At 36.4% G+C, this 15,990-nt stretch carries 18 protein-coding genes; 14 read left to right on the top strand and 4 right to left on the bottom strand.

What is annotated here, in order from left to right:
- The first annotated feature begins 211 nt into the window (after positions 1–211).
- From GQR87_RS09960 to bfr (GQR87_RS09950), 3 genes are all read left to right on the top strand, one after another.
- Positions 212–1,783, top strand: coding sequence for a cation:proton antiporter family protein (locus GQR87_RS09960; RefSeq protein WP_158968916.1), 1,572 nt, complete (start codon positions 212–214; stop codon positions 1,781–1,783).
- Between the two features lie 139 nt (positions 1,784–1,922).
- The gene (bfr, locus tag GQR87_RS09955; RefSeq protein ID WP_158968914.1) at positions 1,923–2,396 is read left to right on the top strand and encodes a bacterioferritin; all 474 of its coding nucleotides are present in this window, start codon (positions 1,923–1,925) and stop codon (positions 2,394–2,396) included.
- 2 nt (positions 2,397–2,398) lie between these two features.
- On the top strand, positions 2,399–2,866 hold the full coding sequence (gene bfr, locus GQR87_RS09950) for a bacterioferritin (RefSeq protein ID WP_158968912.1): 468 nt from the start codon (positions 2,399–2,401) through the stop codon (positions 2,864–2,866).
- A gap of 57 nt (positions 2,867–2,923) precedes the next feature.
- On the opposite strand, the gene GQR87_RS09945 is transcribed toward bfr (GQR87_RS09950), so the two are convergent.
- Positions 2,924–3,382, bottom strand: a complete 459-nt coding sequence (locus GQR87_RS09945; protein ID WP_158968910.1) for a hypothetical protein — start codon at positions 3,380–3,382, stop codon at positions 2,924–2,926.
- A 233-nt stretch (positions 3,383–3,615) separates the two neighbouring features.
- On the opposite strand from GQR87_RS09945, the gene ccoN reads away from it, so the two are divergent.
- The 11 genes from ccoN to GQR87_RS09890 all read left to right on the top strand — a co-directional run bounded on the left by ccoN (position 3,616) and on the right by GQR87_RS09890 (position 13,675).
- A complete protein-coding gene (gene ccoN, locus GQR87_RS09940; RefSeq protein ID WP_158968908.1) occupies positions 3,616–5,052 on the top strand; it encodes a cytochrome-c oxidase, cbb3-type subunit I in 1,437 nt (478 codons plus the stop codon).
- 12 nt (positions 5,053–5,064) lie between these two features.
- Entirely contained in the window at positions 5,065–5,670 is a 606-nt protein-coding gene (gene ccoO, locus GQR87_RS09935; protein WP_158968906.1) for a cytochrome-c oxidase, cbb3-type subunit II, read from the top strand.
- Position 5,671: 1 nt separating this feature from the next.
- Entirely contained in the window at positions 5,672–5,845 is a 174-nt protein-coding gene (locus GQR87_RS09930) for a CcoQ/FixQ family Cbb3-type cytochrome c oxidase assembly chaperone (RefSeq protein WP_158968904.1), read from the top strand.
- Entirely contained in the window at positions 5,838–6,794 is a 957-nt protein-coding gene (ccoP, locus tag GQR87_RS09925) for a cytochrome-c oxidase, cbb3-type subunit III (protein WP_158968902.1), read from the top strand. The genes GQR87_RS09930 and ccoP overlap by 8 nt, the downstream gene beginning before the upstream one ends.
- A gap of 80 nt (positions 6,795–6,874) precedes the next feature.
- The gene (locus GQR87_RS09920; protein WP_158968900.1) at positions 6,875–7,366 is read left to right on the top strand and encodes a FixH family protein; all 492 of its coding nucleotides are present in this window, start codon (positions 6,875–6,877) and stop codon (positions 7,364–7,366) included.
- Positions 7,367–7,372: 6 nt separating this feature from the next.
- Positions 7,373–9,742, top strand: coding sequence for a heavy metal translocating P-type ATPase (locus GQR87_RS09915; protein WP_158968898.1), 2,370 nt, complete (start codon positions 7,373–7,375; stop codon positions 9,740–9,742).
- Between the two features lie 13 nt (positions 9,743–9,755).
- Entirely contained in the window at positions 9,756–9,944 is a 189-nt protein-coding gene (gene ccoS / locus GQR87_RS09910) for a cbb3-type cytochrome oxidase assembly protein CcoS (RefSeq protein ID WP_158968896.1), read from the top strand.
- On the top strand, positions 9,937–10,605 hold the full coding sequence (locus tag GQR87_RS09905; protein WP_158968894.1) for a sulfite exporter TauE/SafE family protein: 669 nt from the start codon (positions 9,937–9,939) through the stop codon (positions 10,603–10,605). The genes ccoS and GQR87_RS09905 overlap by 8 nt, the downstream gene beginning before the upstream one ends.
- A gap of 74 nt (positions 10,606–10,679) precedes the next feature.
- A complete protein-coding gene (gene uspE, locus GQR87_RS09900) occupies positions 10,680–11,609 on the top strand; it encodes a universal stress protein UspE (protein ID WP_158968892.1) in 930 nt (309 codons plus the stop codon).
- Positions 11,610–11,720: 111 nt separating this feature from the next.
- On the top strand, positions 11,721–12,641 hold the full coding sequence (ttcA, locus tag GQR87_RS09895) for a tRNA 2-thiocytidine(32) synthetase TtcA (RefSeq protein WP_158968890.1): 921 nt from the start codon (positions 11,721–11,723) through the stop codon (positions 12,639–12,641).
- 14 nt (positions 12,642–12,655) lie between these two features.
- Positions 12,656–13,675: a patatin-like phospholipase family protein gene (locus GQR87_RS09890; RefSeq protein ID WP_158968888.1), complete on the top strand. Its 1,020-nt coding sequence runs from the start codon at positions 12,656–12,658 to the stop codon at positions 13,673–13,675.
- A gap of 28 nt (positions 13,676–13,703) precedes the next feature.
- Here the strand turns inward: GQR87_RS09890 and GQR87_RS09885 are convergent, their stop codons facing one another.
- The 3 genes from GQR87_RS09885 to GQR87_RS09875 are packed head-to-tail and all read right to left on the bottom strand — an operon-like array spanning position 13,704 to position 15,935.
- Positions 13,704–14,339 (bottom strand): DUF2987 domain-containing protein, encoded by a 636-nt coding sequence (locus GQR87_RS09885; protein ID WP_233267446.1) that lies wholly within the window; start codon positions 14,337–14,339, stop codon positions 13,704–13,706.
- The gene (locus GQR87_RS09880; protein WP_158968886.1) at positions 14,336–15,178 is read right to left on the bottom strand and encodes a glucosaminidase domain-containing protein; all 843 of its coding nucleotides are present in this window, start codon (positions 15,176–15,178) and stop codon (positions 14,336–14,338) included. The genes GQR87_RS09885 and GQR87_RS09880 overlap by 4 nt, the downstream gene beginning before the upstream one ends.
- Entirely contained in the window at positions 15,171–15,935 is a 765-nt protein-coding gene (locus GQR87_RS09875; RefSeq protein ID WP_158968884.1) for a hypothetical protein, read from the bottom strand. Before GQR87_RS09875 ends, GQR87_RS09880 begins: the two co-directional genes overlap by 8 nt.
- Between the last annotated feature and the right edge of the window lie 55 nt (positions 15,936–15,990).

Raw genomic sequence — 15,990 nt, 5'->3', positions numbered from 1 at the left:
TTCTAATAATATTACTGCCCAATGAACAGTCCTGCTGGAACTTACTTGGTGCAATCACACTAGATTGATTGATTGATTGATTAATTACCGTACGACCCGTTCTAAATAACCAACAAATATAATTCTCTAGCTATATGAATACACTAAGTATCTAGCTTTTCAGAGTAAAATCATTAACATATAAATATATCCCGTCAACGAATCAATACATATGGATTTCGCATTTATTCTTTTAGCTTTTATTTTTGGTCTAGGTCTTAAACTTCTCAGATTACCTACATTAATAGGCTATTTATTGGCAGGTTTTGTCTTAAATTATTTTGACTTTACTGCAAGCGACGCGCTTAAAAATATTGCTAATTTTGGTATTACCCTAATGTTATTTACCATTGGCTTAAAATTAAACATCAGGGATCTTTACAAAAAAGAAGTTTGGTTAGGCAGTATTTCTCACACCTTAATTTGGGTAACTGTTATCAATCTTGTGTTGATTGCTTTTTCTTGGATAGGTTTAAATCTATTCACATCTCTTACATGGACAACACAGGCTTTACTTGCTTTCTCATTAAGCTTTAGCAGCACAGTATGTATCGTTAAAATTCTTGAAGAAAGTGGTGAAATCAAAACCCGTCATGGCAAACTCGCTATCGGTATTTTAGTCATGCAGGACATCTTTGCAGTACTTTTCTTAGTGGTTGCAACAGGGAAAATCCCGTCAATTTGGGCTTTAGCCTTATTATTATTATTTTTTGTTAAACCTATTTGGTCAAAAATCCTTGATTCAGTTGGTCATGGTGAGCTGTTAATTTTATCCGGTTTCATGTTGGCTTTTGGCGGATATGAGTTATTTGAGCTAGTCGGTATTAAAGGCGACTTAGGTGCTTTAATAATAGGTATGTTCGTCGCAACACATAATAAATCCACAGAACTGTCAAAGTCACTTATGAACTTTAAAGACTTATTTTTGATTGGCTTCTTTTTGACTATAGGCTTAAGTCAACTGCCTAATTTACAATTAACCCTCTCCGCATTAATTTTATGTTTGTTTATTCCCATCAAATTTATGTTGTTTTTTAAATTGTTTACCGCCTTAAAGTTACGGGCAAGAACCAGTTACCTAGCTAGTTTAGTGCTATCTAACTACAGTGAATTTGGTCTTATCGTGGTTGCATTATTAGTAAGTTTAGGTTGGTTGACTGCAGACTGGTTAGTAATTTTAGCTATGGCAGTGTCCTTTTCCTTTGTACTCACTAGCTTTGTTTATAAAACATCACACAATCAATATAACCATTTAAAATCTCGACTAAGAGTATTTGAACACGCCACTATTCTTCCTGAAGATATGCATTGTCAGCCCATCAATGCCGAAGTAATAGTAATTGGTCTTGGTCGAGTAGGAAAAGGTGCTTATACCTCATTACATTCTATTATTGGTAATAAAGTATGGGGAATGGATGCAGACCCAGTCAGAATCAAAATGTTAAAAGAAATGGGGTTACAGGTGATGACGGGAGATGGGGAAGATGTTGATCTTTGGCAAAACATGGATTTGACCAACATCAAACTTGTTTTACTCGCCCTTCCCTCAACAGACGATATTTGTAACATTACTGAACAGCTACAACATGCTAATTATAAAGGTAAAATAGCAGCAATTGCTCGCTATGAAGATGAAATAGAACCGTTGTTAAAAGCAGGAGCAGATAAAGTCTTTAACTTTTTTACCGAAGCGGGAACAGGTTTTGCTGAAGAAAGTTTGCAGCTAATAACAAAACAACCTTAATATTAAATGATATAAAAACAAGAATAGTTATCATTCCTTATCTAATTGTTTTTAATAGGTTTTTATTATTTTTTACCTAGATATATATAAAACCATACACTATACTGGTTCAAATGAATTAATAGTTTAGAGTCAAAACATGCAAGGTAATAAGCAAGTCATTGCAGCATTAAATGAAGTATTAACTTATGAGTTAACTTCAATCAATCAATTCTTTTTACATGCCCGCATGTATAAAAATTGGGGATTAGAAAAGTTAAACAATAAATCTTATAAAAAATCGATCAAAGATATGAAACAAGCCGATGAGTTAATTGAACGGATCCTGTTTCTTGAAGGTTTACCTAACCTACAGATGTTAGGTAAATTAATGATAGGCGAAGATACAGTCGAAATGTTGAGTTGTGACATGTCATTTCAAAACAACCAAATACCGTTACTCAAAAACTCCATAAATTTATGTGAAGTCACACAAGATTATGTATCCCGAGATCTGCTTGAATCTATTCTAAGTTATGAAGAAGACCATATTGATTGGATTGAAACACAAGAGTATCAAATCGCCAATATGGGTATAGAAAACTACCTACAAACACAAGTAGAAGAGGACTAATTATGAAAGGCAAACAAGTCATTATAGACAAACTCAATGGTTTACTGGCTTTCGAATTAGCCGCCATGGATCAATATTTCATACATTCAGAGATGTATCGTGATTGGGGTTTAAACAAGTTATATGAACGCATATCCCATGAGTTTGAAGATGAGAAAGGCCATGCAACGAAACTAATAGAGCGTATGTTGTTCTTAGAAGGGACACCAGACATGGTGACCCGAGATGGTTTACATATTGGCACTGATGTACCGTCTATGCTAGAAAGCGATCTACGCGTAGAATATGCAGTAGCACAAGCTTTAAGAGAAACTATGGCTCTGTGTGAAGTTGAACAAGATTATGTGACAAGAGATATGTTGTTAGTCTTACTAGATGACACTGAAGTAGATCATGCACACTGGTTAGAGCAACAACTGGGTTTAATCAAAAGATTAGGTTTAGCCAATTATTTACAATCACAATTATAAAATACGTCTAACTCTGTCCCTAGTAGATGGTGGTTGTGTAAATAACTGACAACAAATTTAATAGTGAGTCTCAAAGTTAAAAAAATATGATTGAATATTTTGCTCACTATCTTTTGTTTGTACAACTAACTGCCATTTCATATCTGGCTCACTGCAAGCGCCTAAAAATAATTTACTTTGATACGCCAGTCCGCCTGCTTCAGAGTATGTTGACTCAACCATTACCGCACTCTTTCCCATGTACATATTAATGCCTTGCACCCAAGTTTGATGTAAAACAACAGATTCTGGTACTTTAATAAGCAAATTTAATTCTTCTTCCAACTCTATTGGTTGGGTAAATTGTACGGATAGTATCTTCTGATCATTAATTAAACGACATACACGCATGCCATCAATATCACATTGACTCGATGGAATTATGTACTTGTCATTATGAAAATATAAAAAAACACCAAAGATTGATGATAAAACAAGCAATATAATTAATATTTTAGAAAAAAAAGAAAGATTCAAAATCACACAACGGTTAAACTAAACTATTGTTAAGTGTGATTTAAATAAAGATAACTAACAAGCGTGTTATCCCTTTCTTTTTCACTCATATAACCTTAATATACGTACGGTTATTAAGTGAAACAGAAGTAATTTCAATTGCTTACACAGCAATTTGAAAGATAACGTTAATCAAGTTAAATACTTGCAATGAAGCAGTGAAATAATTGTTAATAGAGTGGAAGATTCATTAAATGAGTGAAGCTATTCAAGTACACCCCGAATATAACTACAAAGTTGTTCGGCAGTTCGCGGTAATGACCGTAATATGGGGAATTATTGGCATGTCGATTGGCGTGTTAATTGCGGCCCAATTATATTGGCCAGCATTAAATTTCGATACACCATGGTTAACCTTTTCTAGGCTAAGGCCATTACATACTAATGCAGTTATTTTTGCATTTGGTGGATGTGCACTCATGGCTACATCATTTTATGTTGTACAACGTACGTGTCAGGTTAGGTTATTCAGTGACAAACTTGCTTCATTCACTTTTTGGGGATGGCAACTGGTCATAGTATTAGCTGTTATTACTCTACCAATGGGATTAACCAGCACTAAAGAATACGCTGAATTAGAATGGCCAATTGATATTCTCATTGCTATTGTGTGGATTGCTTATAACATTGTATTTTTTGGTACATTAGTTATTCGTAAAGTGTCACATATTTATGTAGCTAATTGGTTTTTCGGTGCATTTATGGTGACTGTTGCAGTACTACACATTGCCAACAGCATGGTTGTTCCAGTGTCATTGACCAAATCATATTCCATTTATTCAGGCGCTGTCGATGCCATGATCCAATGGTGGTACGGGCATAATGCTGTGGGATTCTTCTTAACAGCTGGTTTTCTAGGTATGATGTATTATTTTGTACCTAAACAAGCTGGCCGTCCTGTTTTCTCTTATCGTTTATCAGTAGTTCACTTTTGGGCTTTAATCTCCCTCTATATTTGGGCTGGTCCTCACCACTTACATTACACAGCGCTACCTGATTGGACACAATCTTTAGGTATGGCAATGTCTATTATCCTATTTGTTCCATCTTGGGGCGGTATGATAAACGGTATAATGACATTATCTGGTGCATGGCATAAATTGAGAACTGACCCAATACTACGTTTCTTAGTAGTATCTTTATCATTCTATGGTATGTCTACTTTTGAAGGTCCTATGATGGCCATCAAAACTGTAAACGCCCTATCCCATTATACTGATTGGACTGTAGGGCATGTTCATTCAGGTGCGCTAGGTTGGGTAGCTATGGTATCAATTGGTGCTATTTACCATTTAATTCCCGTGTTATTTGATAGACCTAAAATGTACAGTGTTAAACTAATTAACGTACATTTTTGGTTAGCCACAATTGGTGTTGTGTTATACATAGTTGCCATGTGGATATCAGGGGTATTACAGGGTTTAATGTGGAGTGCTATCAACGCTGATGGAACATTAACATATAGTTTTGTTGAGTCTCTTGAAGCTTCTAAACCTTTCTATCTAGTGCGATTTATTGGTGGTCTTTTTGTAGTTACAGGTATGTTTATCATGGCTTATAACTGTTACAGAACCATCAAAGGCGATAGTTTAAAAGAACCGGCTTTTGAGCCTGAAACTCAAGCAGCGTAAGGGGGCCAATTAATGAAAAACATACATGAGTTAGTAGAAAAAAACGTTGGTCTTTTGACTGTTCTAATTTTAGTTGCGATTAGTTTAGGTGGAATGGCACAAATTACACCGCTAATGTTTCAACAACAAACTATGACACCAGTAGATGGTTTAAAACCTTATACAGCATTACAAATGGAAGGCCGTGATATATTCATTCGTGAAGGTTGTGTCGGCTGTCATAGTCAAATGATCCGTCCTTTTCGAGCTGAAACTGAACGATATGGTCATTATTCAGTGGCTGGAGAGTCGGTCTGGGAACACCCATTTTTATGGGGTTCTAAACGTACCGGGCCAGATCTTGCCCGGGTAGGTGGTAGATATAGTGACGACTGGCACAGAGTGCATTTAATTAACCCAAGAAACGTTGTGCCTGAATCAAATATGCCTGGCTTTCCGTGGTTAATGGAAAATACTCTAGATGGCGAACTTACTAGCAAAAAATTATCTGTATTTAGAGACTTTGGCGTACCTTATACAGATGAAGACATTAGCAATGCCAAAGCCGCAGTCAAAGGTAAGACTGAAATGGAAGCATTAATTGCTTATCTTCAATCACTTGGCACGGCGTTGAAATAATATGGATTACGCAACAAGTGGTAGCATATACACAGTCGTGGTATTTGTTAGTTTTATCGGTGTTGTTTGGTGGGCTTTCAGTAACAAATCAAAAGCAAATTTTGACGAAGCAGAAAAGCTTATATTTGATGATGAACCTCAGCATAGCAAGCGGGAGTCTAAGGTAGATGAGTAGTTTTTGGAGCATATGGATCTCAGTTATTACACTGGGAACAATATTAGGTTGTTTTTTGTTACTTCGCTGGTGTTTATCAAACAAAACAGGTATTGGTGAAGGCGAAGATATGCATCATGAATTTGATGGTATTGTCGAAATAAATAATCAACTACCTAGATGGTGGACCATCTTATTTTATATTTGTATTATTTGGGCCGTCATCTATTTAATACTTTACCCAGGTTTAGGTAACTTCAAAGGTGTTTTAAATTGGCAAAGTTCGAATCAAAATATTCGTTCTTTAGCTGAGTCAAAAGCAGCAGTAGAAGCCCTAAAGTCAAACGGTATGATTAGCCAGTATGACCGTGAAGTAGCTGCAGCCGATGCAGCCTTTGCACCAATTTTCGATGCATACTATAAAAAACCTATTACTGAACTAGCTAAAGACCCAGAAGCCTTAAAAATTGGTCAACGTTTATTTAGCCAAAATTGTTCACAATGTCATGGTTCTGATGCGGGTGGACAACGTGGATTTCCTAATTTAACCGATAATGACTGGTTATATGGCGGTACCCCAGAAAAAATCACAGAAACTATTGTCAATGGTAGGCAAGCTTTAATGCCTGCATGGATTGATAGTTTAGGCGAAAAAGGCGTTAAAGAGGTCATAACTTATACACTCAGTTTAAGCAATAGACCTGACTTAGATCCTGCACTAGTAGCCGCCGGTAAAGAAAAGTTCGTTAATTGTGTTGCTTGTCATGGACCTGATGGAAAGGGAAATCACGCCTTTGGTGCCCCTAACTTAACCGATCAAACTTGGTTATATGGTGGTACTGAAAAAGCGCTTATTGAAACTGTCACCCATGGAAGGAATGGTGTCATGCCTTCTTTCAAAAATACTTTGGGTGAAAAGAAAATACATTTAGTTGCATCTTATATTTATAGTTTATCGCAACCTAACTAGTACAAATGATATACTAAAAGCCTCGTGTAAAAACGGGGCTTTTTTATTTTCGATATTTATTCAAAGAGTATTTCAGATACATGCAAACCTCCAATTCTATCATTTGGTATAAACAATTTTGGCCTTGGTTTTTAATTATAGTGCCACTGACATCTATGGTATTGAGTTTTACCATGATGTATTTAGCCTTCACCACAGAAGACAGTATGGTCATCGACGATTACTATAAAGAAGGCAAAGCAATTAATGTTAAAATAAAAGCTATTCAAAAAGCCAAAGAGTTAAATATCGTTTCTCAGTTAGTAATCAACAATAATAAAATTGAGCTCAGCTTTGTTTCTGGATTGCCTGAGGATGATTCAGCCTTAGTTATGGATTTCCACCATGCCACCCAAGATTTTAAAGACTTCTCTGTGACGCTATTTAAAGATGCAAAAGGGATCTATCGTGCACCACATGACTATGATGTGGCAGGTAAATGGAGAATTAGTCTTCATCCTTTTAACGACGATTGGAAAATTCAACAGATGGTATCTCTTCCGCGGCAACAAACATTTGAATTTAAGCCCTAATAGACTATGACCAGCCATTGCTTTCACTGCGGTTTAGACAACTCCCCGCATCAAAGCTACTCAACCATAATATCGGGTAAACAGCAAAATTTTTGTTGTCCTGGTTGTTTGGCTGTGGCAGAAGCGATTACCCAAAATGGACTCGAAGACTATTACCATTATCGTAATGAATTTGCTGAAAAGGTCGACAGCAAACCTGATGATATATTAAAAACCTTAGCAGTTTTTGATGACGATTCTATTATCGAGGAATTTGTAGATACTCAACAAAATCACAGTGAAATACAACTCACGATAAGTGGTATTAATTGTGCGGCTTGTGGTTGGTTAATTGAAAAACAACTAATCAAACTTCAGGGGATCACAAAAGTTGGTGTCAATGTTTCCGCTCGACGAGCAACAGTAAGTTGGAACACCACAGAATTAAAGTTAAGCCAGATATTAAATCATATTGAACAAATTGGTTACCATGCAAAACCCTTTCAAGCCGAACAACATGAAGCGTCTTACCGCATAGAAAATAAAGCTTTTTTAAAAAGACTTGGCTTAGCTGGTTTAATGACAATGCAAGTCATGATGCTAAATCTCGGCGTGTTTTTTGACTTATTTGGCCATATTGAAGCGGACACTAAACAATACTTTAATTGGATTAGTTTATTACTAACAACTCCTGTCATTATTTATTCAGCCTCTGAGTTTTACTCTAGTGCCTTTCGTGCAATAGCAGCAAAAGCAGTGAATATGGATGTGCCCATTTCTATAGCTTTAACAGTTATATATTTCACTAGCCTTTTTGCTACAGCACAACAGACTGGCCAAACTTACTTTGAATCACTTTGTATGTTCGTTTTTTTACTGCTAATTAGTCGTTATTTAGAACACAGTGCTAGATATAAAGCTTCGCAAATTTCTGCCAACATGCTTGAGTATATGCCGACAGTTGCCACTGTGATCAATGGTTCTCAACATATTCCAGTATTAGCAAAGTCACTTAAAGTAAAGCAACAAGTGTTAATCAAAGCAGGTGAATTGGTGCCAATTGATGGCATTATCATTCATGGAAATGGTGAATTAAACGAGGCAATGCTAACCGGTGAGTTTGATTTAGTGCATAAAACAATTGGTAACCAAGTATATGCAGGGACAATCAATCAACTTGGCACCCTAACAGTTGAAGTATTAACCCCCCTTAAACATTCAATACTCAACGAAATCAGCAAGCTGCAAACACAAGCCATGGCAAACAAACCCCAAATTGCCAGTATTACTGACACATTTGCCCAATATTTTGTGGTTGCTGTTTTGCTTATCGCCACTGTGACTTACTTCGTTTGGTTAAATATCGATGAATCAAAAGCATTATGGGTTATGGTTTCTGTCCTTATAGCTACCTGCCCTTGCGCCTTAGGTTTGGCTACTCCTTCTGCCTTGTCTTGTGCTGTCGCCTACTTGAACAAAAATGGGGTGTTACTGAAGCGAGCTGACGCACTTGAAAAACTAACCAAAGTAAATTGGATTGGTTTAGATAAAACCGGCACCTTAACAGAAGGTAAATTTAGCCTTAAAGAGTGTATAAATTTAACTCAACTCAGCACTGATGACATACTTAGTATCACGGCTAGTCTAGAACAATACTCATCTCACCCCATTGCCCAAGCATTCAGTCAATACAATAATATCCAGCCAGTTACAGATTTTACAGCCGAGGTTGGCCAAGGGGTACAAGGGTTTATATCAGGGAATCACTATAAATTAGGTGCTGCTGGTTATATGAACGTCCCTATTCCAGATCATTTATTACATTGTAATGTTTTTCTGCAATCCGATGAAAAATTGCTAGCCGGCCTTTTATTGACAGATATAATCCGAGAATCGAGCAGTAATTTCATCAACAATATAAAGCAACAAGAATTAGTGCTAATTAGTGGGGATGCGCCTAGTGTAGTTGAAGATGTCGCTAAACAACTGGGTATTAATACTTGGTATGGACAGCAAACACCCGAAACTAAACTCGATTTGATTAAACAAGCGCAGGCTCAAGATAATATAGTGCTAATGGTTGGAGATGGCATAAATGATGGTCCGGTTTTAGCCCAAGCTGATGTTTCAGTAACTTTAGGTGCGGGATCAGATTTGGCAAAATCTTCTGCTGATATTGTGTTATTAGATAATCGCTTAGATAAACTGAACTTGGTTTTTAATCTTGCTAAACGTTGTCGAATAAAAATAATCCAAAATATTAGCTGGGCTATAGCATACAATCTATTAGTCTTACCCTTAGCTTTTACTGGACATCTTAGCCCATGGTTAGCTGTAATAGGTATGTCGGTCAGTTCTTTGATAGTAGTGGTCAACTCCATTAGGTTATTAAAATAAAGTAGGTATCTATTTGAACATAATATATGTATTAATCCCTCTCGCTATCGTATTAGTTTGTTTTGCCATAGCAATATTCTTTTGGGCTGTAAAATCTAATCAATTTGAAGATTTAGAACGACAAGGTAGCAGTATTTTATTTGATGATGATGTGAATCATAAAAGTACCAAGAGTAAACAAAACAATAATACAGATGTATGAATTAAGTTTTTTCTCCGCCATGCTAATTGGTTTAGCTGGAGGAGTACATTGTGCAGGTATGTGCGGCGGTATTGTTGGCGCCTTTAGTTATGCCTTGCCTAAGGGTTCTAATTTATTTGCTTACACCCTTACCTATAATCTAGGTAGAATTTTCAGCTACACCCTAGCTGGGGGGCTTACAGGATGGCTAGGTCAGATATTTTCCAATCAAATTAATCAAGGTATTGTCATTTTACAGTTTATTGGCAGTGTCTTTTTAATATTACTTGCTTTTTATATTACGGGTTGGTGGCGTGGATTAAGCAAAATAGAAAAAATTGGCACCAAGTTATGGCAAATAATCAGACCTTGGTCGACTAAGTTTATTCCTTTTAAAAATCCTCTGTATGCCCTGCCTTACGGTATTATATGGGGCTGGTTACCTTGTGGTTTAATATATTCAAGTTTAACTTGGTCATTAGCCAGCGGTTCAGCAATTAATGGTGCCCTACTTATGTTTGGATTTGGTCTAGGAACATTGCCAATAATGGTTTTAATGGCTTTGGGTTTTGCCAAAACTCAGAAAATGGTGCAACACCCCAAAGTTAAATTAATAATTGGTCTGCTCCTGCTCGTTTTTGCAGGTTTACAAATTATCAAATTAATGTCTTTGTCTGTTTAATATATGGCCCTAAAACTGGCGGCCAACTAGATAATTTCGTAAGCTTAGATAAAGTCTACAAATAGGTGAGCATTATGAATTATCAAAATATTCTGGCTGTTATTGAACCAGAATTAGTTCAACAAAAATCATTATCTAGAGCCATTGAAATAGCCAAAATCAACGGCGCAAATGTCACCGCGTTATTAACCATTTATGACTTCTCATATGAAATGACTAGTATGCTAACTACAGACGAACGTGAAAACATGCGTAATGCTGTAATAGATGATAGAACCGATTGGTTGACTAATTTAGTGACGACCCATTACCCATCAGAAGGTGTGACAATTGACATAAAAATTGTCTGGCATAACCGTCCTTACGAAAGCATCATTTATGAAGTACTCGAACATGGTTATGATCTTATTGTTAAAGGTACTCAACAAAACGACACACTGAAATCCGTTATTTTTACACCAACTGATTGGCATATTATGCGAAAAGCACCTGTCCCTGTTTTATTGGTAAAAGATCATGCTTGGCGTAAAAATGGACAAATAGTGGCGGCTGTGAATATTGGTGTAGATATAGAAGAACATATGTCCCTTAACCAAGAGATAACCAAACAAGCCAAACACTTTGCTAGTTTATTGCAATCTAACGTACATTTGGTCAATTCCTTTCCTGGCACACCAGCCAATATTGTTATAGAAATACCTGAGTTTAATTCAGCCAACTATGATGAAATATCGTTAAATCATCATAAACAAGGTATGCAAAAACATGCACAGACACATAATATTGCAGCACAATTTTGCCATGTAGAACTAGGCTTACCTGAAGATATCATTCCTAAATATGCACAACAACTTGATGCAGAATTAGTGGTACTTGGCACGGTAGGTCGACAAGGGATTTCTGCCGCATTAATTGGTAATACAGCTGAACATGTTATTGATAAACTCAATTGTGACGTGCTAGCTATAAAACCGAAAGGCTTTGAATGCCCTATTAGGCTTTAGTTTAATTCTTATGACAATCTGAAGAGTCTGTTAGCCATTGCTGAAATATTTCAGGTATAATCGTAGTTATACCTTTTAATATGCATTTTTTAACTAATTAAAGTCACCTTAATGAGTCAAACAGTCGTTCTAGAACACACGCAAAAACATCAATTTAAGAAATTACAAAAACGTCTACGTAGAAATACTGGTAAAGCTATTGCCGACTTTAACATGATAGAAGATGGCGATAAGATTATGGTCTGCCTCTCTGGCGGAAAAGACAGTTACACTATGTTGGATATTCTTATGTATCTGCAAAAAGTAGCCCCCATCAGTTTTAGTATCATCGCAGTCAATTTAGATCAAAAACAACCTGGCTTTCCAGAAGAAGTATTACCAACCTACTTACAAAAACTTGCTGTAGATTTCGAGATTATTGAAGAAGATACCTACTCAATTGTGACTGATATCATTCCAGAGGGTAAAACCACCTGCTCTCTTTGTTCTCGCTTGCGGCGAGGAATTTTATACAAAACGGCCTCTAGACTGGGAGCCACCAAGATTGCTTTAGGTCATCACAGAGATGACATGTTAGAAACCTTATTTTTAAACATGTTTCATGGTGGTCAATTAAAATCTATGCCGCCTAAGTTAGTTAGCGATAACGGTGAACAAATGGTCATCAGACCTTTAGCTTACTGCTCAGAAAATGATATTAGCGAATATTCAACAGCAATGGCGTTTCCAATTATTCCCTGTAACCTTTGTGGTTCTCAAGAAAATCTACAAAGAAAAATGATTAAAGGCATGTTACAAGATTGGCATCAACGTTTCCCAGGCCGTATTGAATCCATGGCAAAATCCTTACAAAACGTTGTGCCTTCACACTTGGCTGATAATCAAACATTTGATTTTGCTAATTTAAAAACGCAAGACATACCATTTGTAAATGGAGATATAGGCTTTGATCCTCCAGAATTTTCTAGCACAGATTCTCGCACAGACAAGAGTGTGAATATCGCGTCTGCCATTAATATCAATAATTTATAAAGGTAGTCGCATAAATGAAAATTGGATTAGCTCTTGGCAGCGGTGCTTCTAGAGGCTGGGCACATATTGGTGTCATTCAAGCTTTAGAAGAATTGAATATTAAGATAGATGTGGTAGCAGGTTGCTCAATTGGAGCTTATGTAGGTGCGGCATATTCTTCAGATAAACTACCTGAATTAGCCCAGTGGGTAGAAAGTCTCACTGAATGGCAAGTTTTCGCTTTAATGGGAGTTGGTTTCCAAAGAGGTGGGCTAGTTAGCGGGCAAAAAGTATTTACTGCTCTAGCAGATAATTTTTCGTATGCAACCTTTGAGCAATTAAACAAACCTTTTGCTGCTGTAGCTACTGACTTATATAGTGGCAAAGAAGTCGACTTTAGAGCGGGATCAGTTATAGATGCGGTAAGAGCTTCATGTGCTATTCCTGGATTATTTCCACCAGTATTACATAATAACCGTTGGTTAGTAGACGGTGCTGTAGTTAATCCAGTGCCAGTCAACATGTGCAGGTTATTAGGTGCCGATATTGTTATTGCAGTTAATTTAAGTGCAGACTTTAGGCCACAATCATTAGCAGATAATCAAATAGACCACGGTAATAACCAGAAAAAAACCTCTGAGTTCTTTAAACGAAGTAAAGGCCAAATTAAACAATGGTTCACAAAAGGTGAACCGAAAGAAACAGTAGAAAAAGACGAGCAAGATTTAGCTGTGGATACTTTACTGAATGAAGAGTGTTTGGAAGTACTTGATCCAGTCAATACCGAAGAAGATGAATTATTACAATCTAATCCAGCTGTACCACCTGCCCCTTCAATTATTAATGCCATGACAGGCTCTTTAGACATTTTACAAGCTAGGGTTACTCGCTCACGCTTGGCAGGTGACCCACCTGATATACTTATCGAGCCCCAATTAAGAGACTTTGGCATGATGGAGTTTTATCGTGCCCAGGAACTGATTAATGAAGGTAGAAATAGCGTATATAGGATAGCCGAACAAATTAAATATCAACTTAGACTTGAAGATAGCTAAATCACTAAAATACCGAGAAAATAAAGGTCTACTTCTCGACCAAAGCGGTTATGCGTAACGGTACTCTCGGTAAATTTAGACTTTTACCCTGCTTAAACCAAGTTTGCCCCAAAACTAAGTTGCCAGATTCATCTGCTAAGCTATCGAGATCTTTACCTAAAGTCATATGCTGATCAAAATGAATTTTTAAGCCTTCAGCCGAGGGCATCATAAATGACATAAAACTGCCCATATTAGAAAAAAATGCTTGGTACTGTACCAGCAAAGAAACCAGTTCAGCATGGCTGTAATGTTGTTTTAAATATTCAGCTTTTGTCTCTAATTGAACCGACATATCACACTGGTTAGCATTATCATCTAATTTAATAGAAACCAAAGCTTTTGCCATTTTAAGTATTTTGTCACTAGGCACAGTAAAGCGGTTGGCATATTCGACTGTTAAAGGCAGTATCTGTTTCTGAGTGACAATTTTAGCCTCTACCACCTTACACAAACGATCATAAGCAATATGTTTAAAACCAAAAGCGAACCTAAGTTTATTAGTTTCCTCTTTATCAATTTTTTTTACATGGCTATAAAAACTGGCATATTCAACATTTAAGGTCTCAGCAAATAGCGGGCTATTAAATAATAATGCCCCAAGCATTAAAGTTTTGTAAATCAATGATTTAATCCCATATGTTTTTTATTGACACGTATCATACTTTGTAATTCATTAATGTACTCTTGCCCTCTTTCGGAGTATTTGGACAAACCTTTGGCTAACGCCTCTGCAGTCACTGATTTACCTTGTCTGCGAAGTTTCATACGTATTTCTCTTAAGTCATGGTAAGCATATAACCTATTGATATTTCGAACGTAGGTCATCACAGCATGGGATAAGTCTTTAAACTTGGCAACTTCGTGATCTGAGCCTTCTTCTCTTCTGCTCGGCACAAAACCACAACCCTTTCTAAAACACCACAAACCGAAAAAGTTGTAACCTTGTTGTGCAAACCTAGACGTTCCCCAACCAGATTCATTTGCAGCTTGCACCAAAATTAGTTCTGCAGGGATTTCATCCACTCTCTGTATCAACTGAGACAAAAGATATTCTCTGGACATATGTTTCTTTTTCAACAACTGGTATTTTTTAAGTAAATGGGTAAATACAGCTTGTTGATTGGCAGACAAAGGTTCATCACTACTGATCAACTCATACAAGGCCAATACCATTTTGCGCTCTTTCAAAACAATAAAATTTTGTCTACGGATCTCAGGTAATAAGTAGGCAAAAAAAGCTTTTTTCTTTTCAGTAACATTCTTATAGGCAGAAAAATCGGGGACCGGCGCACTGCTACTAGGTAAAGGCGTAACGTACAAATTCTCTAAAAGAATTTGATTAAGGTTATCTATATTAAATTCACTTTCTAATCTTGGCTTATGTTGAATTTCTACAATAAACACCACGACTACTACTATGGCAATGAGGACAAATAAAACGTTTTTGAGGCTCTTATGCATGGAATATTGATTCACTTATTAATTTATTATTGTCTAGTTTTGCGACTCTTACGCCAAACAGTTCTCGGTATAAAACACCTTTAAAATTAAAGTAAAAAGGGATTAACCAAATATACACAATACCAAAGGTAAACATGCCTAATATAAATAACAGAACAAATGCTAAGTAGAAAAAACTTAAGGGTAAAATATAACGATTATATACTTTAAAAGATTGAATAATGGTTTGGCTAGGGGCTAGTTTTTTTTCTACTAACAACATCATAGAAAATCCTGTTGCCATACCTAAATAAATTAACACAATAAAACCAACCAACACATTAACACTTGAGATCAATGATGAACTTAAATCAGTAAAAGCCGCAATGGCAAGGGTTAATAAAATAACGAGTACCGAACTTAATACTTTTTTAAGTAATAAAAAAAATGGCGGTTTACTGCCGACACTATGTGAAATGCCCAACATTAACATACTGGCAATGATTGGCGCAGTGACAATGATACCTGCTACTTTAATCATCATTAATAAACGTGGAGGAGCAGTCTCAATATTGGTCACACCAAATACTGACTGTAACGCCCAAGCTAAAATAATAGCGATAAAAAACAGAAATAATACACCTTGTAATACTTCAGACTTACGGTTTTTAGTTAATTCCCATGACTCTCTAGCCAACTCTTTTAGATCGAGCTGTGTTTCGCCCCTTAAAGATTTGTCCAGACTACCACCTATCACTTCAAACTTTTGCTCTTCCACTAATCACCTTTTAACAACGTTTTTTAAATTATACAGGTTTATGCCATTCTAGATA

The organism is Paraglaciecola sp. L3A3 (assembly GCF_009796765.1).
Classification (GTDB): Bacteria; Pseudomonadota; Gammaproteobacteria; order Enterobacterales; family Alteromonadaceae; genus Paraglaciecola.
This window is presented reverse-complemented; position numbering and strand designations above follow the sequence as displayed.